At 72.2% G+C, this 26,876-nt stretch carries 19 protein-coding genes and 1 tRNA gene; 6 read left to right on the top strand and 14 right to left on the bottom strand.

Annotated features, from left to right (window positions below):
- Positions 1-64: 64 nt before the first annotated feature.
- From HUT10_RS31065 to HUT10_RS31050, 4 genes are all read right to left on the bottom strand, one after another.
- Entirely contained in the window at positions 65-2,611 is a 2,547-nt protein-coding gene (locus HUT10_RS31065; protein ID WP_176174435.1) for a CHAT domain-containing tetratricopeptide repeat protein, read from the bottom strand.
- Positions 2,612-2,694: 83 nt separating this feature from the next.
- On the bottom strand, positions 2,695-3,180 hold the full coding sequence (locus HUT10_RS31060) for a hypothetical protein (protein WP_176174434.1): 486 nt from the start codon (positions 3,178-3,180) through the stop codon (positions 2,695-2,697).
- Positions 3,177-3,752 carry an RNA polymerase sigma factor gene (locus tag HUT10_RS31055; protein WP_176174433.1) on the bottom strand — a complete coding sequence of 192 codons (576 nt, stop codon included), beginning with the start codon at positions 3,750-3,752 and terminating at the stop codon, positions 3,177-3,179. Before HUT10_RS31055 ends, HUT10_RS31060 begins: the two co-directional genes overlap by 4 nt.
- Positions 3,749-5,377 carry a S8 family serine peptidase gene (locus HUT10_RS31050; protein ID WP_176174432.1) on the bottom strand — a complete coding sequence of 543 codons (1,629 nt, stop codon included), beginning with the start codon at positions 5,375-5,377 and terminating at the stop codon, positions 3,749-3,751. Before HUT10_RS31050 ends, HUT10_RS31055 begins: the two co-directional genes overlap by 4 nt.
- 198 nt (positions 5,378-5,575) lie before the next feature.
- Between HUT10_RS31050 and HUT10_RS31045 the strand changes: the two genes are divergently transcribed.
- The gene (locus tag HUT10_RS31045) at positions 5,576-8,635 is read left to right on the top strand and encodes a SpvB/TcaC N-terminal domain-containing protein (RefSeq protein ID WP_176174431.1); all 3,060 of its coding nucleotides are present in this window, start codon (positions 5,576-5,578) and stop codon (positions 8,633-8,635) included.
- 4 nt (positions 8,636-8,639) lie between these two features.
- Here the strand turns inward: HUT10_RS31045 and HUT10_RS31040 are convergent, their stop codons facing one another.
- Positions 8,640-9,509 (bottom strand): sigma-70 family RNA polymerase sigma factor, encoded by an 870-nt coding sequence (locus HUT10_RS31040; RefSeq protein ID WP_176174430.1) that lies wholly within the window; start codon positions 9,507-9,509, stop codon positions 8,640-8,642.
- A 155-nt stretch (positions 9,510-9,664) separates the two neighbouring features.
- Here HUT10_RS31040 and HUT10_RS31035 point away from each other — a divergent pair, with 155 nt between their 5' ends.
- A complete protein-coding gene (locus tag HUT10_RS31035) occupies positions 9,665-12,469 on the top strand; it encodes an alpha-L-fucosidase (RefSeq protein ID WP_176174429.1) in 2,805 nt (934 codons plus the stop codon).
- Here the strand turns inward: HUT10_RS31035 and HUT10_RS31030 are convergent.
- Together HUT10_RS31030 and HUT10_RS31025 are read right to left on the bottom strand one after the other, a co-directional pair.
- Complete coding sequence (locus tag HUT10_RS31030) at positions 12,458-13,081, bottom strand: hypothetical protein (protein ID WP_176174428.1); 624 nt, start codon at positions 13,079-13,081, stop codon at positions 12,458-12,460. The two genes, HUT10_RS31035 and HUT10_RS31030, sit on opposite strands and share 12 nt — an antisense overlap.
- Before the next feature lie 114 nt (positions 13,082-13,195).
- Positions 13,196-14,425, bottom strand: a complete 1,230-nt coding sequence (locus HUT10_RS31025) for a S53 family peptidase (protein WP_176174427.1) — start codon at positions 14,423-14,425, stop codon at positions 13,196-13,198.
- A gap of 268 nt (positions 14,426-14,693) precedes the next feature.
- Here HUT10_RS31025 and HUT10_RS31020 point away from each other — a divergent pair, with 268 nt between their 5' ends.
- Positions 14,694-17,021, top strand: coding sequence for a chitobiase/beta-hexosaminidase C-terminal domain-containing protein (locus HUT10_RS31020; RefSeq protein ID WP_176174426.1), 2,328 nt, complete (start codon positions 14,694-14,696; stop codon positions 17,019-17,021).
- A gap of 49 nt (positions 17,022-17,070) precedes the next feature.
- Here HUT10_RS31020 and HUT10_RS31015 read toward each other — a convergent pair whose 3' ends face one another.
- Positions 17,071-17,964 carry a hypothetical protein gene (locus tag HUT10_RS31015; protein ID WP_254897095.1) on the bottom strand — a complete coding sequence of 298 codons (894 nt, stop codon included), beginning with the start codon at positions 17,962-17,964 and terminating at the stop codon, positions 17,071-17,073.
- Positions 17,965-18,093: 129 nt separating this feature from the next.
- On the bottom strand, positions 18,094-19,086 hold the full coding sequence (locus tag HUT10_RS31010) for an erythromycin esterase family protein (RefSeq protein ID WP_176174424.1): 993 nt from the start codon (positions 19,084-19,086) through the stop codon (positions 18,094-18,096).
- A 17-nt stretch (positions 19,087-19,103) separates the two neighbouring features.
- Here HUT10_RS31010 and HUT10_RS31005 point away from each other — a divergent pair, with 17 nt between their 5' ends.
- Positions 19,104-19,805, top strand: coding sequence for a MerR family transcriptional regulator (locus HUT10_RS31005; RefSeq protein ID WP_254897094.1), 702 nt, complete (start codon positions 19,104-19,106; stop codon positions 19,803-19,805).
- On the opposite strand, the gene HUT10_RS31000 is transcribed toward HUT10_RS31005, so the two are convergent.
- The gene (locus tag HUT10_RS31000; RefSeq protein WP_176174423.1) at positions 19,794-20,636 is read right to left on the bottom strand and encodes an ion transporter; all 843 of its coding nucleotides are present in this window, start codon (positions 20,634-20,636) and stop codon (positions 19,794-19,796) included. The two genes, HUT10_RS31005 and HUT10_RS31000, sit on opposite strands and share 12 nt — an antisense overlap.
- A 195-nt stretch (positions 20,637-20,831) precedes the next feature.
- Positions 20,832-21,818 (bottom strand): hypothetical protein, encoded by a 987-nt coding sequence (locus HUT10_RS30995; RefSeq protein ID WP_176174422.1) that lies wholly within the window; start codon positions 21,816-21,818, stop codon positions 20,832-20,834.
- A 379-nt stretch (positions 21,819-22,197) separates the two neighbouring features.
- On the opposite strand from HUT10_RS30995, the gene HUT10_RS30990 reads away from it, so the two are divergent.
- Positions 22,198-24,396: a helix-turn-helix domain-containing protein gene (locus HUT10_RS30990; protein ID WP_176174421.1), complete on the top strand. Its 2,199-nt coding sequence runs from the start codon at positions 22,198-22,200 to the stop codon at positions 24,394-24,396.
- A 379-nt stretch (positions 24,397-24,775) separates the two neighbouring features.
- A complete protein-coding gene (locus tag HUT10_RS30985) occupies positions 24,776-24,940 on the top strand; it encodes a hypothetical protein (protein WP_176174420.1) in 165 nt (54 codons plus the stop codon).
- 372 nt (positions 24,941-25,312) lie between these two features.
- Here HUT10_RS30985 and HUT10_RS30980 read toward each other — a convergent pair whose 3' ends face one another.
- The 3 genes from HUT10_RS30980 to HUT10_RS30975 form a co-directional block, all read right to left on the bottom strand.
- Entirely contained in the window at positions 25,313-26,176 is an 864-nt protein-coding gene (locus tag HUT10_RS30980; RefSeq protein WP_176174419.1) for an alpha/beta fold hydrolase, read from the bottom strand.
- A 119-nt stretch (positions 26,177-26,295) separates the two neighbouring features.
- On the bottom strand, positions 26,296-26,424 hold the full coding sequence (locus HUT10_RS51900) for a hypothetical protein (RefSeq protein WP_303246987.1): 129 nt from the start codon (positions 26,422-26,424) through the stop codon (positions 26,296-26,298).
- A 144-nt stretch (positions 26,425-26,568) separates the two neighbouring features.
- A tRNA-Glu gene (locus HUT10_RS30975) sits at positions 26,569-26,640 on the bottom strand.
- Positions 26,641-26,876: the final 236 nt, after the last annotated feature.

Genomic DNA, 26,876 nt, shown 5'->3' with positions numbered 1-26,876 from the left:
TGCGCCGGGATGCGATCGATCACCGCAGCGCAACCCGCGGGACCGCCGGGCGTCGGAAAGGGAGTCAGCTGCGGCCGAAGCACACGAACGGCATCAGCGGTTCCGCGCGCGCCGCGTCCGCCAGGGCGCGCGCCGGGGGTGTGCCCGCCGAGAGGGCCTTGTGGAAGGCCAGCATCACGCCGCCCGCCGTGCGGTCGTCGACGCGGGCCACGCTCGACACCACCGTTCGGCTGCCGCCGTAGAGCAGGGCCGCGGTGAACCCCAGCACCTCGTCGCCCGCGCGGACCACCGTCTGGCCGACGTCGCACGAGGACAGCACCACCTGCTCGGGAGCCGTCGCCAGCTGCTGGACGTCGTAGGCCATCAGGGGCCCGTCGGCCAGGTTGAGCCGCGAAAACAGCACGTTCTCCCGCTCGTGGTGGCCGTGCGCGGCGAAGTGGGCCAGCCGGCAGCCGTCGAACGCCTTGAGCGTGGCCGCGACCGTCGCGTCCGGGCCGGTCAGCACCTCGGCGTCCGGGTACAGCGGCGCCAGCCGGGCGATCTCGGCTTCGGCGTGCCTGAGGTCGGACCCCGCGACGAGCAGCGGCGCGCCGACCGCCCCGCCGGAGCGGCGGCCCGCGTCGAACCAGGCCGACGACGACGGCGTGACCGTCACCGGGCGGCCGTGCAACGTCGGCAGCAGCCCCCACGGGATCGCCGAAAGCGCGCCGGTCGGCACCACGACGACGTCGAGGTCGCCGAGCCGGGAGGCCAGCGGGGCCAGCAGGATCGCGTCCAGCGCGGTGACCTGCGTGCGCACCGAACGGCGGATGACCTGGTCCAGCTGCGGCGGCAGCTGGCGCCCGCACAACGCGTCGAGGTCGCTGTGCAGCCGCGCGACCGGCTCCGCCACGGCCGTCGCCGTCCCGAGCTCGACCAGCGCCACCCGGTGGTTCGCGATCACCTGCGCGCACAACGCGCCGCGGTCGGCGAGGAAGCAGACCATCGCCGAACCGGTCTCCGCGAGCTCGTCGCCGATCTCACGCAGCTTCGCCTCGGCGTGGTCGGCGGCCACGCCTTCGGCCTGCCAGCCCTTCGCGCGGATCTCCCGTTCCAGCGCGGCGCACCGCTTCACGGCCTGGCTGTCCGGCTTCCCGGCCAGCTCGCCCGCGCGGACCTGCATCGAGAGGAACCGCAGCTCGGCGACGGCGTCGACGGTCTCCGGGTGAGCCGGCGGGCGCACCGGCCGGAACCGGAACGCCTGCGCGCGCGAACGGTCGAGCCAGCGGAACACCACCCCTGGCGAGCGCTGGGCGAGCGCGGCGGCGAGTCCCGCGTCGGCGAGTTCCTTGCCCAGCGACGTCGTCCCGGTCTGCAGGTCGACGCTGCCGAACCGGCTGCGGTGCCGCTGCAGCTGCGTCAGCCCGGCCCGCGCGTTGGCGAACGTCATGCGCCGGTGGCCGCTCGCGGCGCCCAGCTCGGCCAGCGCGAGCCGCCGCACGAGGCGGTTCTCCAGCGGCGCGGTCCGGCGGTCGCGCGGGGCGATCCCGGCGCGGGCCCCGTCGAGGTCGCCGAGCGCGATCCGGGCCCGCGCGGCCAGCAGGCCTGCGATCTCGGCGTCGTTGCGCAGGCCGAGCGCGGTGAGCCGGCCGGCCAGCGCGGTCGCCTCCGCGCCGACGCGGGAGATCCGCCGCCCGGCCGCGAAGTCCGCGCGCAGCACGGTCAGCTGCGCCACCGCCGCCCAGGTTTCGTTGCCGCGACGGCGAAAGCGGCGTTCGGCCCGGCCGGCCCAGCTCCGCGCGGCCGCCGGGTCGCCGCTCGCCAGCGCGGCCAGCGCCCTGGTCAGCTCGGCCTCGGCGTGTTCCTGGTTCATCCGCAGCCGCGGGAACTGTTCGAGCGCGGCGTCCAGCTCGGCGGCGGCTTCGTGCGGCAGCCCGGCGGCCAGCAGCGCCCGCGCCTTGTCGACGGCCAGCACCGGCAGCATCCCGACGCTCTGCTCGGCGTAGAACCCGCTCGCGGCGTCGAAGTCCCGCAGGGCGCCCGGGATGTCGCCGGTGAGCACGCGCGCCTGGCCGCGGCCGTGCGCGGCCTTGGCGAAGATCCTGGCCAGGCCCTCTTCGTCGGGGTGGCTCGCCCCGATCTGCTCGCACTGGTCGAGGTCGGCGAGCGCGAGCCGGACGCGCCCGGCGTACTGGTGCAGCATCGCGCGGTTGAGCAGCGTCCTGGCGAGCACGACGAACTCGCCGGCCTGCCGCAGCAGCGGGATGGCTTCGTCGAAGCAGGTCAGGGCTTCGTCCATCCGGCCGATCAGGATGAGCACGAGACCGCGCTGCTGGCGCAGGATCCCGCGCCCGGCGTCCGACACGAGGACGTCGGCCTCGTCGAGCAGGGCGAGGCCGCGGGTGCTGTTGCCCAGCGCCGTTTCGACGGCCGCGTACGTCCCGAGCACGCGCGTGGCGAGGTCGGGCCAGGACGGCCACGCGGGCGGCGGCGCCGCGGCGGGCAGGCCGAGCAGCCGCGCGGCGGACCGGATCAGCCGCCCGCCGACGACGGGCTGGCCGTTGTTGGTCGCCGCGACCGCCCGCCGGTGCAGGTCGCGGACCCGGTCTTCGACCCTCGGCGACGCGACCACGGGCTGCCCTTTCGGCCGGGGAAGGACGCCCCGGATCGTACCTCCGAGTCAGAGGTATCAGGCAGCTTCGAAACCTTCGAAAACTACAGCTCGATGGCCGGGGTGCTCACCGTCCTCGACCGGCCGACCGTGCGGACCAGCACCTGGACCATCCCGTGCGGCACGCCGCCGACCGCGAAGCGGCCCTCCGCGTCCGATGTCGTCGTCAGCGGGCCGGTTGCGGTGCGGACCTCGATCGGGTGCTCGGCGGGCGGGGTCAGCCAGCCGTCCAGGCGGATCGTGCCCCCCGGTTCCGGGCTCACGTTCACCATGATCGTCAGGCTTTCGCTGTCGAACGTGATGAGCCTGCCCTGTTCGGCCGCGCTGCGCGCGTCCGCGAGCGCCTCCTCTTCCCGGATGCGCATCACCTCCAGGTCGACGTCCTCCAGCCGGATCGCGAACCGGATCTGGTCCACCAGCGTGGGAGGCATCGGGTCGGCGTCTTCCCACAGCTCGCGCACGCCGGCCAGCAGCCGGAAGTCGAGCTCGTCCAAGGGCTCGTTCGCGCCTGGTGGTTCGACGGTGGTCACAGCCAATCTCCTTCGCCGTTGGCGAGTAGCTGCTCACGCAGGCGCGCGAGACAGCGTCCCCTGGTCGGGCCGATACTCCCCCTCGGCATTCCCAGCCGGGCGCCGACTTCGGCGTAGTCCGGCCGGTGCACGAACGCCACGATCCGCAGCAGGCTGCGGCAGCGTTCGGGCAGGTTGTCCACCGCGCGCCACAACCGCACGCGCTGGTCTTCGCGCAGCACCCCCTCCTCGGGTGCCGGCGAGGCTTCCACCAGCCGCTCCGGGAGTTCCGGCAGCGGCCGTTCGGCCTGGCGGCGTTCCCCCGTGCGCCAGGCCTCCCGCTTGGTGACGGTGATCAGCCAGCCGGTCAGCGCGACCGGCGAACGGATCTCCGCGAACGAACCGAGCAGCCGCAGCCACGTCGTCTGCACGACGTCGGCCGCGTGCTCGGTGTCGAGTCCCTGGTCGCGCGCCACCTGCCAGAGCAACGGCGTGAGCAGGGAAACCAGTTCGTCCAGCGCCGCGCGGTCGCCCTCCCGCGCGGCGTCGAACAGGCTCGCCACGCGAGCGTGGTCGGTCTTGGCCACGTTCACAGCGAGCCCAGTGCGGTCCAGGCCCGCTTGACGACGGTCTCCCGGTCGACCGTGGCCAGGTCCCCCGACTGCAGCAGCGCCTTGCCGAGCTCGGCGGCGGCGAGCGGCGCGGCGAACGACGTCCCGTCCCAGACGGCGAAGCCGGCGCTGTAGTCGTCGGGGTCGAAGGAGTTGCGGCCGAAGCCCGGCACCTCGTGGTCGGCGGCCGCGGTGCCGCGGACGTCGGTCGGGTAGGTGCTGACCACCCCGGCGCCGGTGGCCCAGCAGTGCACCCACGGGCCTTCGTTGGAGAACAGCGCCTTGCTCGTGCCGACGTCGGGGTTGAGCGCCCCGACGCTGATCACCTGCGGACCGCTGCCGCCGCCGAGCGGCTGGTCGGCGAAGGCCGCCGGGTAGAACCGGCGCGTGGTGGCGTCGTTGCCCGCCGCGGCGACGACCAGCACGCCGAGGCCGAGCAGCTCCGCGATCACCGCGGCGAACTGGCCGGTGAAGGCGACGTCCGCGGCGTCCTCGAGGTAGTAGCCCATCGAGAGCGAGACGATGTCGACCATGTCCTGCGGGCGGTTGTCCGCCTGCGCGTTCCGGACGCGGTCGGCCAGCAGGTGCAGCGCGAGCAGCACGTCGGCCTCGTACGCGACGCCGTCGCTGTGCACCACGCGGATGGCCAGGGTGTCGGCTTCGGGGCAGGCCTGCCGGACGATGCCGGCGATGAACAGGCCGTGCCCGGTGTCGGTGTCGACGTCGCCGATCAGCGGCTGGCCGGTCGTCGGCGCGTCCCAGTAGTCGGTCAGCAGCTGGGTGGCGACGGTCGTGCCGGCGCCCAGCTCGCTCGCGAGGATCGCGGCCTGGATGCCCGGGGCGACGGCGAGCCCGGAACCGGCGGCCGGCGGTCCGGAGCGGTCGGCCAGCCCGAACCACGGGTGCGGGCCGATGCCGGTGTCGAGCACGGCGATCACCGGCCGCCGGTGGGCCGGCTTCGGGCTGCGGTAGGGCGGGGCGGCGGCCAGCGTCACCGGGATCCGGTTGGCGCCGCGGGTGCGCCCGTACGAGCTGCCCGCGCCGAACCCGCTGGTCTCCCACGGCGTGCCACCGAGGCCGCTGGTCTCCCACGGCACCCCGCCGAACACCGGCGTCGTGAACAGCAGGTGCTCGACGGACATGTCCCGGACGACCGCCGGGTCCAGTTCCGGTTTCTCCCCCGAGGCGGCGGACCGCAGCAGCTGCAGCGCCCGCCAGCAGTCGACGACGACCGGTTCGGTGTCTTCGCGCACCCGCAGCAGGGCGCGGACGGGCAGGTCGTCGAGCTGCCGGACGCGGTCGTACTCCTGGTAGTCGCCGCGGTCGGCCGGCACGGCCTCGACGCCGATGCGGGCGAGCACGCGGTTGATCGACGCCAGTGTCCCCTGGTCACGCAGGTACCGCTGGGGCAGCAGGAACACGCCCGGCCGGTACACCGTCGTCCGCGGGGCGGGCTGCCCGGCGGCCACGACGGCCGTCGCCGGGTCGAGCACGCGCGCGCCGTGCCGGTCCAGCAACTGCCGTGGCGGGGCCGGGAGCTCGTTGAGCGTGCTCGCGTCCTCCACCGCTGTCTCCGCGGTCTCGTCTCGCACGAACCTGACGACCATCGGGTCCACCCTCCTGCTGCCTCTGCCCCCGTCACTGATCACCAACGGCACCCGGGAAAGACCCGCGGGCCGCACCCGGGATACGACACGGACATCACGACTGCGTAACGGTGACGGCAAACGGGTGACGACGTATCTGGCGGGCCCGGCTCACCCACTTGGCCTCCCGGACGTCACGAATCCACGCGGGGAGATCAGATGCTTGTGCTCCGGTCGGGCACGCAGGACGCCGCCTTCACGCCGGACCCGGCGACCGGCGGCGGCAGCTTCACGGTGCCGCTCGACCTGCCGCCCGGTCCCGGCGGCAGCGCGCCTGCCCTCGCCCTGCGCTACGCGACCGGCGCGGCGAACGGCCCGTTCGGGGACGGGTTCACCCTCCCGCTGCCGCACGTCGGGCCGTCGGACGGCCAGGCGCCGTCCGGTCCGGCCGGACGGCTCGCCCGCCACGGCGACGGCTTCCTGCTGACCACCCGATCGGGCCTGCGGCACTTGCTCGGCCCCGGCGAGGACGGCACCTGGTACCTCGACCGGACCGAGGACGCCTTCGGCACCACCACCGCCTTCGGCTGGGCGCACCACAGCGGCCAGGCGTACCTGACGCGGGTCGCGTACGGCCCGTACGAGGTCGAGTTCAGCTACGAGCCGCGGCCGGACGTGCTGCGCCGGGGCCGCGGCGGCACCCTCGTCACGACCGCCCTGCGGTGCACCCGGATCGACCTGCGGGTGCCCGCTTCGGCGCGGCCGCTGGTGCGGCGGTGGACGCTCGGCTACGACGCCGACGACGTCACCGGCGCGTCCCTGCTGACGTCGGTGGCGCTCGCCGGCTTCGACACGCACGGCGCCGAAGCGGCCGCGCCGGTCCTGCGGCTGGCCTACGCCGCCCGGGAGGCGCCGGCCCCGCGGCGGGTCCGGCTGACCGCGCGGGCGCGCGCCGGCGGCGGGGTGTCGGTGCTCGACGCCGTGCCGTTCCACGCCTTCGACGAGCTGCCCCGCACCGGGCAGCTGTGCGAGATCGACAACGGGTCGGGGCTGCGGACCGCGATCGAGTACGCGACCGTCGCCGCGGTGCCGGTGGTCCGGCGGGTCTCGCGGCGCGAATCGGTGACCGGCCAGGTGGGCGTGACGGAGTTCGAGTACCACGACAGCAGGCCCGCCGGCTTCGGCCGCGTCGTCCAGGACGACCTCGGCGACGAGTACGCACCCACCCTGCGGACCGTGCGCTGGTTCGGCCGCGAAGGGCTGCTGGCCAAGGAAGAGATCTACGGGCTCGACGGCTCCCCGGCGGCCGACCGGCCGTACCGCCGCGTCGAGCACCGGCGCCGTCCACAGTGGACGCGAACGGTGACGACGGAGTTCGAGCGCCGGGAGACCCCGGTTTCGGTCACCACGAAGGAGACGGCGTTCGACGCCGCCGGGAACCCGGCGCGGGAGGTGGAGACGACCGAACGGCCCGGCCGCGAGCCGGTCGTGCGCGAGACCCGGACGCAGTACGCGGCCGACCCCGACCACCGGTTCACCGCGCTCCCGGCGCGGGTCCGCACGGTGGACGGCAACGGGAAAGTGCTGGCCGACCGGATCTTCCGGTACGACGAGGAGCCGGACGGGTCGGCAGGCTCGCACGGCCTCCCGACCGCGCGGGAGGAGCTGGTGCTCACCGACGCACTCGTCGCCGACGTCTACGGCGCGCGCCCGCCCGACCTGCGGCACCACGGCTACCACCGCCGTCCCGGCGAAGGCGGCTGGTGGGTCACGACGTTCCAGGGGCGGCTGGACACCGTCTCCGGGCTGCGCACCACGACCACCGACCCGCTCGGCCACACCCGGGAGGTGCGGTACTCGGCCGACCGCTGCTTCCCCGAGGTGGACACGGACCCGCTGGGCAACGTGACGATCACCCGCCACGACGTCCGCACGGCCCAGGTGTGCGAGGTGACCGACCCGGCGGGCGCGGTGACCACGCTGACCCACGACCCGCTGGGCCGTCCGGACACGGTCGTCCGGCCCGGTGACTCGGCGGAGCTGCCGACCGTCCGGTACCGCTACGACGGCACCCGCGTCACCACCGAGCAGCGGGCGGTCTCCGGCGAGGCGGAGGTGCTGGTGACCGCCGAGCTGCGCGACGGCGCCGGGCGGCTGCTGGAGCGGCGGCACGCGGAGCTGCTCGGCGACGTCGTCGACGAGCACCACGAGTACTGTGCGCGCGGCCTGGTGTGCCGGACGAGCCGGTCGTTCCGGGACGGCGATCCGCGGCCCGCGCCCGCGGAGTTCCGGTACGACGCGCTGGGCCGGCCGCTCCCCGTGGCCGAGGACCGCCCCGGCTTCGGTGGCGTGCGCGACCTGCTCGGGCGGGAGCTGCGGGGCGAGGACGGTGCCGTGCACGTCCGGGACGCGGCCGGGAACGTCGTCGAGACGCGGACCGCGGGCGGGCACACGGTGTTCCGCGTCCGGGACGCGGCCGGCCGGGTGGTCGCGGTGCTGGTCGACGACCCGCGTGGCACGCCGGTCACCACGTTCACCCACCACGACGGCGGGCTCGCGGTGCCACTCGGCGCGGGGCCGCACAGCTGCGGTCGCCTGGTGCGCGTGTCCGACGAATGCGGCGCGACGGAGTTCGGCTACGACGCGCACGGCCGCCGCGCCGAGACGCGCTGGCGGCCGGCGCACGTCGCGGTCGAGTACCGGCTCGACGTGCGCCACCGCGCGGACGGCCGGATCGCGGCGGTGACCTACCCCGACGCCGGCGACGGGCGGCTGACCGTGTTCCACCAGTACGACGAGGTGGGCAGGCTGGTCAGCGTGCCGGGGTTCGTCGACGCCGTCGACCACGACCTGAGCGGCCGCCGGGCGGCGGTGCACTACGCGAACGGCGTCAGCGAGCACTGGGCGGACGGACGGCACGTGCTCACCGGCCCGGGCGGGCTGCTGCGCGACATCGAGCCGGTCCCGGCACCGGAACCGCCGTCGGGCAGCGAAATCCGGGACGCGTTCGGCAGGCTGCGCGGGGTGCACGGCGACGGCGTCAACGCGCTGTACAGCTACGACCACACCGGCCGCCGCGTCCGCACCCTGGTCACCAACGGCAGCCACATCCACGAGGTCCTGACCCCGGACGACCACTACACGATCGAGGACGGCGAGCTGGTGGTCGTGGTGGCCGGCGCGGTGCGGCAGTACGCGGACGGCCGGCGCCGGTACCTGCACTTCGACGACGCCGGGGAGATCGCCGTGGTGACGGACGAGCACGGCGCGGTCGTCTAGCGGTTCAGTCGAGGACGGCGAGGTCCAGCCGGCCGAGGCGGGCCGGGTCGGCGAGGATGTCGATCTCGACGATCCGGCCGTCGGCGACCGTGAAGCCGAGCACCGAGAAGGGACGGCCTTCGCGCGTGGCGACCACGCCGGCGGCGCCGTTGACCAGGGCCCGGCGCACCACGCCTTGGCCGACGCGCGAGAACGTCAGCGCCTGGTTCGCGACCGCGGCCGCCCCGCGGATCTCGGTCGAGCCGCCCTGGTCCGGCCCGCGGTCGGCCCGCAGCACGACATCGGGGTCCAGGACGGAGACGAGCGCATCGAAGTCCCCACCGCGGGCGGCGGCGAGGAAGGCGTCGACGACTTCGCGCTGCCGGGCGAGATCCGGGTCCGGCGTGACCGGAGCGCCCTGCACCCGCCGCCGAGCCCGGCTGGCCAGCTGCCGCGTCGCCGCCTCCGACCGCCCGACGACCGAGGCGATCTCCTCGAACGGCATCGCGAACATGTCCCGCAGCACGAACGCCAGCCGTTCGGCGGGGGTGAGCGTGTCGAGCACGACCAGCAGCGCGAGGCCGACCGAGTCCGCCATCAGCACTTCGTGCTCGGGGCCGCCGTCGTCGCGGCTGATGACGGGATCGGGCACTTCCCACGGTTCTTCGCGCCGGGCTTTCCGCGAGCGCAGCATGTCGAGACAGACCCGCCCGACAACGGTGGTGAGCCACCCGGCAAGGTTTTCCACGGCGGCGGCGTCGCTCCGGCTGAGCTTGAGCCAAGCTTCCTGGACGGCGTCGTCGGCCTCGGTGACCGAACCCAGCATCCGGTAGGCGACGGCGCGGAGGTGGTCGCGGTGGGTCTCGAAGCTGCGGGCCAGGAGCTCGTCGTTCACGGGAGTCGTCCTTTCGGGGGTGCGATCACCACCTTGACGGCCGGGGCCGCGGGTTTGTGACAGATCAGACGACTGTGTGCCGGTGAGTGGCATCTTCCCTTGACGTACGATATATCACCAACGAATCATCGGATCTCTCCGGACGAGGAGGTCCTTTGAGAATCCGACTGCTTGCCTGCCTCGCCACCGCCGTTGCGCTGGTGGCGAGCCTCGTCAGTCCTGCGAACGCCGAGCTCTACCACCCTCGCCAAGACTGGCTGCGGGCCTCGACCGCCGGGCTGTTCCTGCACTGGGGCATGTTCACCGCGCCGCGGCACACCGACTGCGCCGCCTGGGAGCGCGACGTCACCGATGGCGGCTGGACACCGGGCTACTGGATCGACGAGGCCACGAAGCTGGGCGCGTCCTACGTCGTCCTCACCACCTTCCACAGCCGGCTGGGCTACGCGCGGCCGTGGCCGTCGAAGATCCCCGGGAGCTGCTCGACCCAACGCGACTTCCTCGGCGAACTGATCGCCGCCGGGCGGGCCAAGGGTGTCCGCGTCATGCTCTACATGACCGATGATCCTCAGTGGCACAACGAAACCGGCCACGAATCCCTCGACTCGGCCGCCTACTCCGCCTATAAGGGCAAGCCGGTCGACCTGACCACCCGGCCCGGCTTCGGCGAGTTCTCCTACGACCTCTTCGACGAGGTCATGGACCGCTACTCCGACCTCGCCGGCTTCTGGATCGACAACGACAACGAGTACTGGGAGCAGCACGGGCTCTACGAGCACATCCGCGAAAAGCGCCCATCCTGGTTGCTGAGCAACAACAACGAAGACACGCCGATCATGGACACGATCAGCAACGAGCAGAAGACCGGCATGACACCGTCCTACGACTACCCGCAGGCCGTCTACACGCCGATGCCGCGGCTCACCGAGGCCGACTACAAGCTGCCGACCAACGGCGACTGGTGGTACAGCGGCGGTGACCAGGCCGTCGACTTCCGGCTCTCCACCGGCCGCTACATCACGAACGCCGGCTCCTCGATCAAGTCGCTGATGGCCGAAACCGCCATGCTGAACGGGAAGTTCCCGCCCCAGCAGGAGGCGTTCAACAACTTCATGGCGTCCTGGACGCAGCCGATCAAGGAATCGCTGACCGGCACCGAGGGCGGCGGCTACATGTACGGCGGCCTGCAGCCCGGCTTCTGGAACGACGGCGCGCACGGCGTGATCACGGTGAAAGCGGCAACCCAGTACGTGCACGTCCTGACCCGGCCGTCGACCGACCTGGTCCGGCTGCGGGACAACGGTTACCGCATCACCGGCGTCTCGGACCTGCGCACCGGGAAGCCGATGCGGTTCGCTCAGTCCGGCGGCTACCTGTCCATCTTGGACATCCGGGACTGGGACACCTACGACACCGTGTTCAAAGTGGACACCGCGGGCCGGGAGTACCTCTACGACAAGAGCACGATCAAGGCGACGGCGTCGGCCAACTCGGCAACGGCGGCGAACCTCGTCGACGGCAGCTACCTCAACTACTGGGACGCGGGCGGGCAGCTCCCGGTCTCGGTGACGCTGGACCTCGGCCGGAAGCGGTCGACGGCCTACCTCGCGGTGCACGAGCGCGAATCGTCGCCGACGTACGCGCGGGAGTCCTTCGGCCGCGCCGAGGATTCCGCGCGCATCAAGGACTACCGCGTCCACGCCAGCGACGACGGGAAGACCTGGCGCACCGTCCGCACCGGCGCCCTGCCGAGCAACCGCGGCGTCCAGTTCATCGACATCGGCGAGGTGCACGCGCGGTACCTGCAACTGGAAGTGCTGAACACCTGGTCCGGGCCGCAGGCCAAGCCGTTCTACCGGCAGCTCGCGCTCGACGAGGTCGACGTCGCCTACGGCTATCCCGACCCGCGCGGCGAGGTGCCGCTGGAAGCGGAGTCGTGGCGCAACGGCTTCGAGGGCAAGGCGTCGCCGGAGTGGTGCGAGGCTTGCTCGGGCACGAACGCCGTCACCGGCCTCGACCGCGGTGCCGTCGTCTTCCGGGACGTCCAGGCCACCGGCCCGTCGCGGCTGCAGCTGGACACGACCGGACCGGGCACGCTCGCGGTCAGCGTCAACGGCGCCGCGCCGGTCACCGTCGCCGCCCCCGGGGCGATCGCCGTGCCGACGGTCGCCGGCGCCAACACGATCCGGGTCTCCGGCAGCACCGGCCTGGACCGGATTGCGGTCGCGCCGCTGCCACCCGAGTCGTACACCCCGCGGACGACGTTGACCGTGCAACCCACCGGCATCCAATGGGTCTCGCCCGGTCAGCAGTCGCTGCGGATCACCGCATCCCTGCGGCTGGACGTCGACGACCCGATCGACCAGGTGTCGCTGGCGCCGGTGGTCCCGGCGGGCTGGACGGTCACGGGCGGCCCGGCGACGACGTCGGTGCTGGGGCTCGGCCAGGTGCTGAGCGGCTCGTGGACGGTGACCGCTCCCGCGGCCCAGGACGTGAGCATCCCGGTGACGGCGTCCTTCACGACGCTCGGACGCGCGAAGTCGGTCAGCAAGCCGGTGCAGGTCAAGCAGCGGCCCGCCGACCGGGTGTTCATGCGCGAGGCGGAGGACTCGGCGAACGACATCGGCGACGCCGGCGTCACGAACTGCTCGCCGTGCTCGGGCGGGCAGAAGGTGCGCAACATCGGTGGGAGCGCGGGCGCGGCGGTGACCTTCCCGGACGTCACCGTGCCCACGGCCGGCCAGTACCCGCTGTACCTGGACTTCACGGTCAACGGCGACCGGTCGTACTTCGTCTCGGTGAACGGCGGCGCGCCGGTCGAGGTCAAGGTCAGCGGCGCCGGGAACAACACCCCGTACACCACTTCGGTCCCGGTGCCGCTGACCGCGGGCGCCAACACGATCCGGATCGGCAACGACCGTTCCGGGGCTCCGGATCTGGATCGGATTTCACTGGGCTAGCTCCCGCAGCACCCGGGCCGCGTCGACGTCGACGGCGCGGCCCGGGTCCCCGCCCGGCGCGCTCCACGCGACGGACACCCACAGCTCGGCGTAGTCGCCGCGGTCCACGCGGGGCAGCCGCCAGGTGAGCCGGCCACCGGTCCGCTCGACGGCGTCCCCGCCGACCAGCCGCGACCAGTACGGCGGCACGTGCTGCCCGGCCCGCGAGCACCGCCGCAGCACATCGGCCGCCGGCCCGCCGACACTCACCACGGCGTCGGCGGTCTCGGCGGTGAAGGCGCTTTCCCAGGTGCGCTCCTCAGCCGGTGCGCCGGCCAGCTCGGCCTGGACGACGAACTCGCCGACGTCCTCCCGGGCCAGCACGCGCAGGACGGTGGTCTCGCGGGTGACCCCGGGCAGCCCGGAGGCGGTGCGGCCGGACAGCACGTCGAGCCGCACGGCCTCGTGCCGCCAGCGGCAGAGCCGGGCCCCGGAAGCCAGACCCCAGGTCAGCTCGGGTCTGGTGGGCACGTCCCAGCCGCCGGCGCGGACGGCGAACCGCACGTCGCCGAGCGGGGTGCCGACGCCGAGCGCCCGCGGAGCCGCCCGCGACAGCACTTCCGTGTCCAACATGGACACATCCTTACCCCGCGGGCCGACCGGCGAAAACGCGCTGCGCCAACGTCACCCGACCGGGGAGCCGGCCGGAGCTCTGCCGGGCCGCTCCGGCCGGAAAGTGCCGCTCGGTCAGAACCCGGACGTGCCGTTCGGCGTGCCCAGCCCGGTCGGCCCGTCGTAGCCCGCGCCCGCCGTGCAGAGGTACGTGCCGCCGCAGCTGCCGTTCGAGCCGGACGTCACGTCGTACAGGCCGCTCGTGTGCGCGTACGGGTACGAGCCCGACGTCACCGAGTTGCCGGCCAGTGCGTACACGCTCGCGATCACCGGAGACGACAGGCTCGTGCCGCCGACCTGGACCCAGCCGTCCGCGCCCTGGGCCAGACCGAGCGACAGCAGGAAGTCGCACCACGACGAGCTGCCGCAGCTGTTGTACGTGTCGTACACGCCGAGCCCGGTGGCCGGGTCCGCGACCGCCGAGACGTCCGCGACCGTCCTCTTCGCACACCCGGTGTCGTGCTGCCAGGACGGCTTGGCCTCCAAAGTGGAGCATCCGCTGCCGCTGCCGCTCCACGTCGTTTCGGTCCAGCCGCGGGCGGCGGTCGTGGACTTCTTCAGCGTCGTGCCGCCGACCGCCGTGACGTACGGAGAGGAGGCCGGCCAGCTGACGCCGTAACCGGAGTCGCCCGAGGACGCCGTCACCGCGATGCCCGGGTGGTTCAGGTGCGCGTCCGCGGCGAGGATCGTCGAGTCCTCGGAGCCGCCGTAGCTGTTGGAGATCGCCACCACGCCCGGTGTCGCCGCGGCCGTGTCGACCGCGGTCATCAGCGGGTCGGTGTCCGGGGAGTCGGCCTCCACCAGCAGGATGTGGCAGTCCGGGCAGGTCGCCGACACCGCGTCGAGGTCGAGGCTGATCTCTTCGGCCCAGCCGTAGTCGGGCGCCGGGAGCGGGCTCGCCGCGCCGTTCTGGTTGACCTTCTTGAAGCAGCCGTTGGCCGTCGTGCACGGGGACAGCCCGCGGGCGGACCGGAACTTGGCCAGGTCGGCTTCCGCCGTCGGCGCGTCCTGGGCGTCCACGATGGCGACCGTGCGGCCGTTCGCGTGCAGCCCGCCGAGGTTGTACGCGGCCTGGATCTCGGCCGGCCCGTAGCCGACCGGGGTCGAGACGACCAGCGGGCCGTTGCCCTTCGGCGACCGGACCGCCTTGCCGAGGCAGTGGAACTTGCCGGAGTTCGCGCAGCCGAAGTTCACCACGCCGCCGCTCTGCAGCGGGGCGGCTTCGGCGGTCGAGGTGGCCACCGTCAGCGGGGCCGCGATCAGGGAGAGGACGACGAGGGACCGGAACAACCGTGGACGGGCCATGGCCTACTCCTCGGTAGGGGACGAGGTGTGGCACGGGATCGTCGCATGTCACCCGGTCGAGGTCACCCGGCAGAAGAATGTTTCTCGGTTCAGTCATTCGCCCACCGTGGTCAGAACCCGACGAAGAGTGATGAACCGACTCACCCGTTCGCGCATTGGTCCAGACAAGTGTTATCAAAAAGTGATCGAAGCACCGCTGACTGGGAGCTACTTTGTTGCGACTGGCAACAAATACCTCGTGGATCCCCAACGGCGGAGGTGTCACGGCGTGAACCGGACCTTGGACAAATTACGACGACGCGGCCCGGGCCTCGCGCTCGTGGCCTCGGCACTGCTGGTGGCGGCCGGGCTCAGCGCCCCGGCCGCGCTGGCCGCGGACGACTACACCCAGAGCGTCACGCAGCCCAGCTCCAGCCAGGTGCAGATCAGCTTCACCCCGACGACCCCGGCGCTGTACGTGGACGTCCACTACACCGGCGTCCCCGGCCTCGGCCAGCAGAACGTCCGGATGACCAACGGCTCGGGCACCTGGCGGACCACCGTCAACGGCCTGAGCAGCGGGAACGTCCTCGACTACTGGTTCACCTACGAGAAGAACGGCCCGCAGTACGACACCCCGCACTTCAGCTACACCGTCGGCGGCGGCGGCACGACGACGGTCGCGGCGCCGACGTTCAGCCCGCCCGGTGGCACGTACTCCTCCGCTCAGACGGTGACGATCAGCAGCGCCACCTCCGGCGCGACCATCCGGTACACGACGGACGGCTCGACGCCCACCGCGTCCTCGACGCTCTACAGTGGACCGATCAGCGTCCCGAACTCCCGCACGGTCAACGCGATCGCGCTGAAGTCCGGCTCGACGACGTCCCCGGTGTCGAGCGCGACCTACACGATCGGCACCCAGGCGGGCTGCCCGACGCAGTCCGACACCCCGAACTTCGGGTCGAACGTGCGGATCTTCGACCCGAGCATGTCGGCGGCGACGATCCAGGCGCAGCTGGACACGGACTTCAACAACCAGAAGGACACGCTGACCGCGCAGATGGCGGACCGGCGCGTCGCGCACCTGTTCAAGCCGGGCACTTACAACAATGTGCACGACAACGTCGGCTTTTACACCTCGGTCGCCGGCCTCGGCCAGAACCCGGGCGACGTGCTGATCAACGGTGACGTCACCGTCGACGCCTTCAACGCCTCCGACAACGGCGTCGCGCTGCAGAACTTCTGGCGCTCGGCGGAGAACATGGCGGTCAACCCCTCCGGCGGCAACGAGCGCTGGGCGGTGGCGCAGGCCGCGCCGTTCCGCCGGATGGACGTCCGCGGCGGGCTGCAGCTGTACCCGGCGAGCTACGGCTACGCCAGTGGCGGCTACATCGCCGACACGAAGGTGGCCGGCCAGGCCGCATCGGTCTCGCAGCAGCAGTGGTACACCCGCGACTCCCAGCTCGGCAGCTGGAACGGCGGCGTCTGGAACATGGTCTTCTCCGGCACCAGCGGCGCGCCGGCGACCACGTTCCCGAACCCGCCGGAGACCACGCTGGCGACCACCCCGGTCTCCCGCGACGTGCCCTACCTCTACGTCGACGGCACCGGCAAGTACCGCGTGTTCCTGCCTTCGCTGCGCACGAACGCGTCCGGCCCGAGCTGGGCGAACGGCAGCACCCCCGGCACCTCGGCGCCGATGAGCCAGTTCTACGTCGTCAAGTCCGGCGACACGGCCGCCTCGATCAACAACGCGCTCGCCGCGGGCTGCAACCTGTTCTTCACGCCGGGCGTCTACCACCTCAACCAGACGCTCAACGTGACCAAGGCGAACACGACCATCCTCGGCATCGGCTACCCGACGCTGGTGCCCGACAACGGCGTCAACGCCATGCAGGTGTCCGATGTGGACGGTGTCCGGCTCAAGGGCCTGCTCTTCGACGCCGGCACGACGAACTCGCAGGCGCTGCTGACGGTCGGCCAGTCCGGCTCGTCGGCGTCGCACGCGTCGAACCCGACGACCGTCCAGGACGTCTTCTTCCGGATCGGCGGCGCGATCGCGGGCAAGGCGACGAACAGCCTCATCGTCAACAGCTCCGACACGATCATCGACCACATCTGGGCTTGGCGGGCCGACCACGGCAACGCGGGCACGGTCGGCTGGACCACCAACACCGCCGACACCGGGCTCGTGGTCAACGGCGCGAACGTGCTGGCCACCGGCCTGTTCGTCGAGCACTACCAGAAGTACCAGGTGATCTGGAACGGCCAGGGCGGGCGGACGATCTTCTTCCAGAACGAGATGCCCTACGACGTGCCGAACCAGGCGTCGTGGAACGCGCCGTCGGGCGTGGCCGGGTACGCCGCCTACAAGGTCGGGTCGAACGTGACGTCCCATGAGGCATGGGGTCTCGGGAGCTACTGCTTCTTCGACACGAACCCGGCAGTGTCCAGCTACCACGCGTTCGAGGTGCCGAACACCAGCGGCGTCCGGTTCCACAGCCTGCTGACGGTGTCGCTCAACTACCGCGGCACGATCACGCACGTCATCAACGACACCGGTGGTGTCACGCCTTCGGGCACGGTGCCGGTCAACGTGGTCAGCTACCCGTAAGCGGTGGAGGACGCCTTCGGCGATGCGCTGAAGGCGTCCTCCCACGGGGTCACTTCACGACGATGTAGTAATCACGGCCGAGGCCGGACCGCTTGCCGTCGGCGGTCCGGCTGTAGACCTGGATGGGGTAGAAACCCGACGCGTCGGGCGTGAAGGTGAAGCTCGCCCGGCCGTCGGGGCCGGCCGGGACCACGGTCGGGTTGTCCCAGTCCTCGTACAGGTAGTAGACGTACTCGACGACGCCCGGCGTGCGCGGGGTCAGGGTGAAGACGCCGGCGACGCCGGGGCCTCCGCTGGCCACGTTCTCCGGGTAGTCGGTGCTCGCCACCAGCGGAGCGTCACTGGCCCGGTAGACCTTGCCCGCGATCCCGGACGTCAACCCGGCGCCGGTCGTGCTCCACACGTCGAGCCGGTGGGAACCCCGCGTCGCCGTGACGATGTTCGCGGTCACGGTTCCGTCGGCCGCGGCCGCGACCGTGGTCTCGGGCCCGTTGTCGATCCGGTAGGTGTAGGAGACGACATCGGCCATGCCGGGCGAGAAGCGGAACTCGGCCGGAACACCGACCCCCGTCTCCCCGGGGCCGGTGATCAGCGGTTCCGTCGACTGCACGTAGAAGTGGTGGACGTGCTGCGGCGACCGGTTGCCCTCGCTGTCGACGCTCGCCACGTAGAGGTCGTCGGGCCCCGACGCCTGCGGCGTGTAGGACACCGTCGCCGAACCGCCGGGGTGGTCGGCCGCCACGAAGGTGGCGGCCGGATCGGTGTTGCCCCAGTAGAACCCGACGACCGAGTCATCGCCGTCGGCGCTGAAGGTGAACGAGCCCGGCACGCCGGCACCGGGGTGCCAGGCGTTGTCGTCGGGGTACTCGGCCGACGTCACGGTCGGCTCGGCGACCGGGGTGGCCGCGCTCGCCTGCGCCGGCACGGCGGCCAACGCCACCACGGCGAGAAGTGTGGTGACCCCATGACGAACTCTCATCGGAAACCCCCCATGTGAAACCTGTGTCAATTACAGCTAAGCACAATCCGCGCAGGAGGCGGCGGGCGTTTCCGGCGGCCCCGGGCTTCGGGGTCAGGCGATGTGCCACACCGCGGCGGCGCCGTCGAGCACGTCGGCGTCGAGGCCGAAGTAGCCGCGATCGGGCTTGGTGTCGGTGCGCTTGCGGCCGTCCGGGACCGCGGCCAGCCGCCACGTCTTCGTGTCCTGCTGCAGCACGCCTTCGTAGGTGTCCGGTGCCGGCTCGCCGAGGCCGATGGCGTCGCTGTGGCCGAGGCTGCCGGCGACGAACGCGTACCGCTCGCCGAGCAGCGCGCCGACGATCGCACCCGCGCCCGGCCCCGTGCGTTGCAGGTGACCGTTGTGCGCGAACACCAGCGTCGGGCCGCGGCGCGCCTCGATGGCCCGGATGTCCAGGAGGTTCTCGGCCATGAGCACCGCGCGCAGGCCCGCCAGCCGCGCGATCCGCGTGTCCCGGTCACCGGGCCGGGCGGACGCCGCGTGGTAGCGCAGCAGGCCGCGGCCGGCGGTGGCGTTGGCCCGGGCCCGCCACCAAGCCGCGTCCAGCCGCGGTGCCCGGGCCTGCAGGGCGACGAGCAGGTCGTCGGCGATGACCCGCAGGGCACGGGCTTCCGCGGTGGCCCCGGGTGACCGGGCCGGGTCGAGGATCGCCTCGGATCGGCTCCACCGCTCGTCTTCGCCGGTCAGCGCGGCGATGTCGGCGTCGAAGCCGAGGTAGTCGCGGACGTGCTCGAGGTACGGGCGCGGGCTGGGGGCGCTGAACATTTCCATCGGGGCGTCGAAGCCGTGGCACGCCAGCGGTTCGCCGGCGGTCTCGTTGTACTCGCGCAGCCACGCGAGCAACTGCCGGTTGGCGGCCACCTCGCCCAGGTCGTGCGAGAAGCCGCCGTCGAGCGCGGCGACCCGGTCGGTCTCCAGGGCGATCGAGCGGAAGCCGTGCTCGGCGAGCCGGGCGAACAAGTCGTTGCGCAGCCGCGCGCAGGCGGGCTCGAAGTGGGTCGGCTCGCCCAGCGCGAGCAGTTCGGCGGTGAAGTCGGCCAGGTCCATGTGGTTGAATCGTATCCTTGAAGACTCGGTTGAGACCTGCTGATCTCGCGCGCGAGCACGGCATCTCCACGCAGGCGGTCCGCAACTACGAACGGGACGGCTTCCTCCCACCTGCCGCCCGCACCCCGAGCGGCTACCGGGTTTACACGGAAGCGCACGCGGCGGCCCTCCGTGCCTTCCTGGCGCTGGTCCCGGCCTACGGGCACGCCACAGCGGGCGGGATCATGCACGCCGCCAACGAAGGCGACCTCGGCCGCGCGCTGACGCTCGTCGACCGCGGACACGAGCAGCTGCTGCGGGACCGCGAAACCCTCAACGCGGTCCGCAGGGCGATCGGGTCGCTGACCACCGGCACGGCCCCTGAACCGGCCACCGCCGCGTGGTCGGTCGGCGAGCTCGCGCACCGCCTCGGCGTCACCGCGGCGACCGTGCGGGCGTGGGAACGCGCGGGCGTCCTGGTGCCGTCGCGGAACCGGGCGACCGGCCACCGGGTCTTCCGGGCGGCCGACATCCGCGACGCCGAACTGGCCCACCTGCTCCGCCGCGGCGGCTACCCGCTGGCCCACATCGCGACGGTGGTCGAGCAGGTCCGCACCGCGGGCGGCACGGAGTCACTGGCCGAGGCCCTCGCGACCTGGCAGGACCGGCTGACCGCCCGCGGCCTGGCGATGCTCGACGCGGCCGCCAGCCTCAGCGCGTACCTGGCCTCACGGGCGTGACCGCGGGTGCAGCCGGTCGTAGTCGTGCGCGGCCGCGCGCTGGGTGCGCACCGGCAGCGCCTTCTCCCCGGCTTCGTCGTCGACCTCGTTGAGGCCGAGCTGCACGGCCAGCCGGATCTGCTCGCGGTTGTCACGGACGACGGAGGAGAAGAAGTCGTCGATCCGCGGGTCGAGCAGCACTTCGAGGAGCACGCGGAACGAGGTGTCGACGCAGGCCCGCACGATCTCGTCGTGGAACGGCAGCCGCTTGAGCTTCCCGAGCTGCGGGTCCGCGGCGATCTTCTCCGCGATGATCGACCGCAGCTCGTCCTTGTGCGCGCCGAGCGACTTGGCCAGGTTTTCCGGGTAGTTGCCGGTTTCCAGCACCTTGACGACCTCGTCGAGCACCGCGATGGTCACCGGTTTCTTGATCGCCTTCACGATCGGCTCGGACAGCTTGTCCACGAGCCGGTAGGTGAACTGCTCGCCGACCGCCCGGTCCGCGGCCCGCCCGATCCGCACCAGCAGCAGCAGGACGCTGACGAACTTGTGCGCGGCCATCGCGGGGTGCGCGACCGGGATCATCGCGAACAGCTCGTACCAGTTGCGCACGAGGAACTTCCGGGCCCACCGCCGTTTCCGCCACCGCCAGAGGAACTCGAGCAGGAAAACCCCGCAGATGACGCAGTCGACGGAGAAGATGACGAGGCCGGCCGCCCGCGCCGGCGGGCTGAGCACCATGAAGCCCAGCAGCCCGACGGACCCGGCGGCGAGCACGAGCATGATCCAGTCGTCGGCGCGCACGTTCCCGGGCAGGATCCCGCTGTTGAGCTCGGGCTCACTGGTGACCATGCCCGATGATGGCACGGATGCCGCGGGCGGGCCGGGTCTGCGACCCCGGAGCGTGTCGAGTTTTTGTCCGGTTTTCGTCCCGTCCCACGGTGGCCGGATGCGGCATTGTGGACGGTGGCGGTCACGGCGAGGAGGAGCATGGAGCGCACACCGCACCACCGGTCCGCTCCGGCTCGCGGGGAAGCGGCTGGCGGTTCAAGAAGCGGGCTGCCAGCCCACGCCGTAGGACCGCGCGGGCCGCAGGTCGCGGAACCCGGTGTGCACCTCGCCCGCGTTGTCGAGGAAGAGCGGCTTGCGCGCGGTCAGCGGGTCCTGGGCGTCCTTGGAGAATTCGCCGTCGATGCGCCAGACGCGCTGCGGCGGCTGCCGCCGGTCGAACCGGACGTTGAGGTCGAAACTTTCGCAGGCGAATTCCGGGGTGCAGCAGTAGAACGGCGAGGGCAGCTCGTCGACCCGGATGCGGAAGAAGAACTCGTGCTCGTCCCCGGCGTCCAGCGGCTGCGGCGGGCGCAGGCTGAAGGCGACCCGCGACGAGCTGACCATCCGCACCGAGTGCACCTCGCCGCCGGCGACGACGTCGATGCCCAGGCCCGAGAGGTCCGGTTGGCCCGCCGTGCTGGCCGGGTGGGCGAGGGAGATCGCGTGCTCGACGTCGGCGAGCCCGGCGACGTGGCTGACCACCCGGCGGGTCTCGAAGACCTCCGCGGCGGCCACCCCGGTCAACGTCAGCCGGACCGCCAGCGCCGACGTGTGCCACGGGCCGTCCTCGCTGATCGCCGAGCCACCGCCGTACGGCCACGGCGTGCTGTACGCCGCCTCGGCGATCAGGTAGATGACGTCGTCGGCGCGCCGCTGCATGGTGCGCACGTTCCGGTCGGCGCCGCTGCCCAGCAGCTCCAGGCGCTGGGTGTAGCGCTCGTTCGGGCCGGTGCCGAAACCCAGGACGATCCGCGCCGTACCGCGGTGCGATTCGGGCAGCTTTTCGATCAACCGGCGAAGTGTTTCGACCACCTTGCCGCGAACCGTTCCCGGGGTGTCGTCTTCGTGCACACCGCACACTTCGCGCAACTGTTCGCCGACGATGGCGGGCAAGGTCTTCGCTTGGATGCCGAGCCCCTTGCGAAGCAGTTTCAACTCCGCTGAGAGAGCGTTGATCTTCGCTTCGGCCGCCTCCTGAGCCAAGCCGTCACCTCCGTCGCGGTCGTTGCGTGGAAGTCTACCCACCTGCACCGGGTACCACGAAACCGTCTGCCGTTTCCCGCTGTTTCCTGTTCCGGGAAACCGCGCTGGTCAGCGATTTCCTTTGAGAGGCAACAGGAAACGCCTGCTGTACGCCGATTTCCGAGGTCAAGCTTGGTTCGTCGAAATCCTTCGGCAACCAAGGAAGTCACCGCCGCCAAACGACGGTGACTGCGAACCGGAAAGGGGAACGCGATGCACACGCACCTCGTCATCGTGCTCGGCCAGCTGGTCTCCCTGCTGGGCTGACCAGTACCTCGCCGGCGGGCCCGGGCCGCCGGCGGACCTTCCCCCCGTTCGCCGATTACAGGATGATCGAGCCATGCCGGACTTTGGAGTGGAATTGAAGCGTCGACGGATGTCGGTCGGCATGTCACTGACCGGACTCGCTGCGTCCGTCCATTTCACCAAGGGCTACCTCAGCAAGGTGGAGAACGGCAAGGTCCGGGTGAACCGCGACCTCGCCAAGGCCTGCGACCAGGCGCTGGGGGCCGGCGGAGAACTGCTCGCCCTCGTCGCGGAATCGGCATTCCCCGCGCGCCGCAGCGCCGGTGGCATCGTCGGGCTGCCCGACAGCGGCCGGTACTTCGTCGGCCGCGAATCCGAACTCGAAGCGCTTTCCGCACTGCTGCTCGGCTCGGCCGACGCGCGGGTCGGCGTGGTGCACGGAATGGCGGGCGCCGGCAAGACGGCGCTGGCCGTCGCCGCCGCCCGGCGGGTCGCCGACCGGTTCCCGGACGGCTGCCTGTTCTTCGACCTCCGCGGTCACACCCCCGGCGCCGCCCAGCTTTCGCCCGGCGAGGCCCTGCACCGGCTGCTGCGCCTGCTGGACGTCCCGGCCGACCAGCTCCCGGCCGACGAGGACGGCCTGGCCAACCTCGTGCGCGACCAGCTGCGCGGCCGGCGGCTGATCCTGGTGCTCGACAACGTCCGGTCCGCCGAGCAGATCCGGGCCATCGCCGACGGCGAGACGTCGTCGCGGATCCTGGTGACCAGCCGCGGGCGGCTGCCCGCGCTCGACGACGCTTGGCACTTCCCGGTCGGGGTGCTGCCGCTGGCCGACTCGGTGCGGCTGCTGCGGTCCGTGGCCGGCGACCACGCCCCGGCCGATGACGAGCTGGCGACCGAGATCGTCCGCCACTGCGGGCAGTTGCCGCTCGCGGTGCGGATCGTGGCCGCCCGGTTCATCGCCGGCGGCTGGACGGCGGCGAGGCTGCGTGACCGCCTGGCCGACGAGACGACCCGGCTCGGCGCGCTGGAGGACGGCGAGCGGAGCGTCGCCACGGCGTTCGCCGTCTCCTACGACGCACTGCCCGGCGACCAGCGGCGGTTGCTGGGGCTGCTCGCCCTGCACCCCGCGACGGCCGCCGAAACCGGCGCCGTCGAAGCGCTCGCCGGCCTCGACACGGGCGAGACGGACCGCCTGGTCGACCGGCTGCACGACGCCCACCTCGTCGTCCGCGACGAACGGGGGTACGTCGAGCTCCACGACCTGATGCGCACGTTCGCGGCGAAGCACGCGCTCCCCCAGCTCGAGCCGGAAGACCGTGAAGTCGCCGTACGCCGGCTGGTCGAGCACCTCGTCGCGCTGACGGTGGCGGCCGACGAGCTCGCCGAGCCCTACCGTTTCCGCCCGCCCACCGGCCTGCCGGCCCCGGCCGGCGCACCCTTCGCCGACGCCGACAGCGCGCTCGCCTGGCTGGGTGCGCAGTGGCCGACGCTCGCGGACATCGTCGATTCCGCGGCCGCGCACGGGTTGTACGACCACTGCTGGCAGCTCGCCTTCGTGCTGCGCGCGTTCTTCTTCCGCGAGAAGCTGTTCGAGCCGTGGATCCGCACGCACGAACGCGCGCTCGAAGCGGCCCGAGCGGCCGGCGACCCGAGCGCGATCGGAATGATCCTCAACAACCTGGGCATGGCCCACATCGAGGCGGGCCGCCCGGACGACGCGGTCCGCTTCCACCAGCAGGCCCAGGCGGAGTTCGCGCTGGCCAGGGACGACCGCGGCACGATCGACGCGCTGTCCAGCCTGGCCTGGGCCCGCCTGTACCGCGGCGAAGCCGAGCCGGCGCTGGCGGATCTGACGACGGTGCTGGCCGTGTACCGCCGCACCGGCCGCACCCGGAACGTGGTGATCGCGCTGCGCGGCATCGCGTTGGCGTCGGTGGCCTTGGACCGGCTGCCCGAGGCGCTGGTCGCGGCGGAGGAGGCGTCCGAACTGGCCCAGCTGCCGGTCGACCAGGCGATGTCGGCCAGCTGTGAAGCCTGGATCCACTTCCGCGCGGGACGGTGGGAGGAGGCCACGCGCGCCTACCGCCGGGCGGCCGAGGTGGCCGACGACGCGGGCAGCGAATACGAGCGGGCGAGGGCGTTGACCGGCCTGGGAAACACCGCGGCCGCCCGCGGGGACCGCACGGAGGCGGACCGCTGGTGGACGGAAGCGGCGGCGTACCGCGTGACGCTCAACCCGGCGGTGCTCGGCGAAGCCGAGTACCGGAACCGCCCGGCGTTCGCCGAGTGAGGCGGGCGCCGGCCACCGGTCGTGGGTGGTGAGACGGGTCCCGCCCGTCTCACCACCCACGACCGGGGCAGCGGGCTGCCCGCGGCAAAACCGGTCAAAAGCCGGACACTAACCGGCCACGGGCCCCATCGCGGTAGCGAAGGCTTCTCCCGCGGCGATCAACGCGAGGAAAGCCGAAACCGGAGTGAGGTCCGCATGACGACACATTGAATTCCCCAGGCCGACGGTGGCCGGGGTTTCCTGGTGGAATCCCTTGCAGGCAACGGGAAACGGCTTGTCGACGGCCCTTCGGAGGGCGCACCATCGAAGCAGACCGAATTTCGCGGAAACCGCGAAATCCAGCGAATCCCGTAGATCGGGAAATCCCGAGGAGCCTGCCATGATGGTCGTCTGTTCCGCTTCCGCCCTCTTCCGCACGGCGCTGGCCATCGTCACGCTCGCGCTGGTCGCCGGCCTGGCGCTCGCCGGCCCGGCGACGCCCGCGCCCACGCCCGGCTCCGGCCCGGCCGTGGCCACCGCCACCGCCGAACCCGTGGCGCACTAGCTGTGGCCGGCCATGCCTTCGTCCAGGTGACCACGGCATGCAGGTGCATCCCCGGACTGCCCTGGGCCTGCCAACGGTCACCAGCGGCCGCCCGTTCCCGTCGGCGAGGTGGTGGACTTCGGTGCTCCAGCCGCCCGCGGGAACGGCCGACCACATGGTCAGGCGGCTCGACGCGTGGACCCGTGTAGTTCGCCCCTGTGGGGCGGGCGATGTCGGTGGCGTGCTGGCGATCGTGGAATCGACCGGGATCGGTCACTGGCTGTGGCCGGCCGTCAGGTGGGTGGCTCGGTGGGGGCCAGGTGCTCGACCAGCCTGGCCAGCTGGTCAACCGAACATTTGGTTGAGTCCGGCAGGCGTTGGAGAGGGTTCGGATCAGCTTTCAAGGACCTCCCGAAGCTTCTTCGCGAACGCTTCCGGCTGGCCGGCGTAACCGAACTCGCCTCCGAGGAACCCGCCGTGGTGGCTCGGGAACACCGTGGCCTCCTGCCCGAGCCGCTCGGCCGTGCCCACCGCGGCCCGCCCGGTGAACACCTTCCGGGACTCCTCACCCACCGCGACGACGATCTGCGTCGGCACCGCCGCCAGCGCCTCGACGTCGAGGTGGTAGTTCGTCACCCCGAGAGAGCGGTCGCTGAGCAACGGGTCGTCGCGGCGGCCGTCGTCGCCGGACGGCAGGCCGAACTGGGCCGGGTCCGCCGGTGGCTGCGCGAAAAAGGCGTCGGTGAACTCGCCCTGCCACGACCCCAACGCCATGAACGCCGCCATGCCCGCCGAGAAGCCCTTGGCCTGGTAGGCGTCCCGCATCACCTGGCTCGCCCGCGCGGCCGCGTCGGCGTCCGGCAGCGATTCGATCAGTGGCGGCTCGTGGGCCACGAACGTGCGCACGTCCTCCGGGTGCGCCGTGACCAGCGCGAACCCGGCGACCGCGCCGCCGCTGCTCCCGAACACCTCGACGGCGCCGGCCCCCAGCGCCTGGATGACGGCGTGGATGTCCTCCGCCTGGAGCGCGGGCACGTGGTCCTCCCGGCCGTCCTTGCGGACGCTGCGCCCGAGCCCGCGCGGGTCGTAGGTGACCACCGTGCGGTCGCCGAAGTGGGACGCCAGCGTGGCGAACCCCTCGGCGGTCATCGGCTGCCCGATCATCAGCAGCGGTGGCCGCGGGCTCTCGGCGGGCGCCGGGCCGTGCACGTCGTAGACGATGTCGGCGGCGGGTGTTTCCAGTGTGTGCGTGGTCATCGAGTCTCCCCTCGTCCGGTCTCATCGAGACGTTAGACGGGGGGACCGACAATTCCGCCGAGGCGAGGAAGGCGACCAGGCCCGCTCATGGCCTCGCGTCGACGCACGGTATCCGGCGGTCAGGCCGGGATCAACCGGTTGAGCGTCTCCAACGTGATCACCGTCGACTCTTCGGGCAGCCCCGGCGCCAGCTTGCCGGTTCGTCTCCAGCCGGTCGAACCGCGGCGAGCCCGAGAGGTGGTGGTCACGCGCCGTGGTGTCGATCCACGTCGGCGAGGCTTATGAGGCCCCGCTGGCTGCCGAACCGCGCGCGTGGGTTGACCGACCGGACTCGCACCGGCTTCGCCCGGGGCCACAACCCGGGGCCTCGTCTTCTTCGGCTTCGGCCAACGTAGCGCGTCCGGGAGTCGAACCCGGGTCCCCCGGGTGAGAACCGGGGATCCGTTCCACTGGACCAACGCGCCGTGCACCCGCGTCCGCGCACTGGTGGCAGCGAAGACGAATGCGGGAAAAAAGTTCCTGGTGCCAAAAAGAAAGCCGCCCGGCCCGGTTACCCGGTGGGCGGCTCCCTCGGCCATGACGTGGCTACGTCATGGCGGGAAGCCACGAGGCGTGCGACAGGTGCCGCCGTTCCATGGTCGTCATGCGCACTCCTCGGTTCGTGTGGCACCCATCATCACCGCGCTCGCCGAGCCCCGTC

The organism is Amycolatopsis sp. Hca4 (assembly GCF_013364075.1).
Classification (GTDB): domain Bacteria; phylum Actinomycetota; class Actinomycetes; order Mycobacteriales; family Pseudonocardiaceae; genus Amycolatopsis.
The sequence above is the reverse complement of the archived record's forward strand: the minus strand, read 5'-3'. Positions and strand labels throughout refer to the sequence as shown.

Bases quoted from the DNA above. Each gene is read 5' to 3' on its own strand.
- HUT10_RS31050 (WP_176174432.1), bottom strand. From the start codon at position 5,377: ATGGTCGTCAGGTTCGTGCGAGACGAGACCGCGGAGACAGCGGTGGAG.
- HUT10_RS31045 (WP_176174431.1), top strand. From the start codon at position 5,576: ATGCTTGTGCTCCGGTCGGGCACGCAGGACGCCGCCTTCACGCCGGAC.
- HUT10_RS31030 (WP_176174428.1), bottom strand. From the start codon at position 13,081: ATGTTGGACACGGAAGTGCTGTCGCGGGCGGCTCCGCGGGCGCTCGGC.
- HUT10_RS31025 (WP_176174427.1), bottom strand. From the start codon at position 14,425: ATGGCCCGTCCACGGTTGTTCCGGTCCCTCGTCGTCCTCTCCCTGATC.
- HUT10_RS31010 (WP_176174424.1), bottom strand. From the start codon at position 19,086: ATGGACCTGGCCGACTTCACCGCCGAACTGCTCGCGCTGGGCGAGCCG.
- HUT10_RS31000 (WP_176174423.1), bottom strand. From the start codon at position 20,636: ATGGTCACCAGTGAGCCCGAGCTCAACAGCGGGATCCTGCCCGGGAAC.
- HUT10_RS30990 (WP_176174421.1), top strand. From the start codon at position 22,198: ATGCCGGACTTTGGAGTGGAATTGAAGCGTCGACGGATGTCGGTCGGC.
- HUT10_RS30985 (WP_176174420.1), top strand. From the start codon at position 24,776: ATGATGGTCGTCTGTTCCGCTTCCGCCCTCTTCCGCACGGCGCTGGCC.
- HUT10_RS30980 (WP_176174419.1), bottom strand. From the start codon at position 26,176: ATGACCACGCACACACTGGAAACACCCGCCGCCGACATCGTCTACGAC.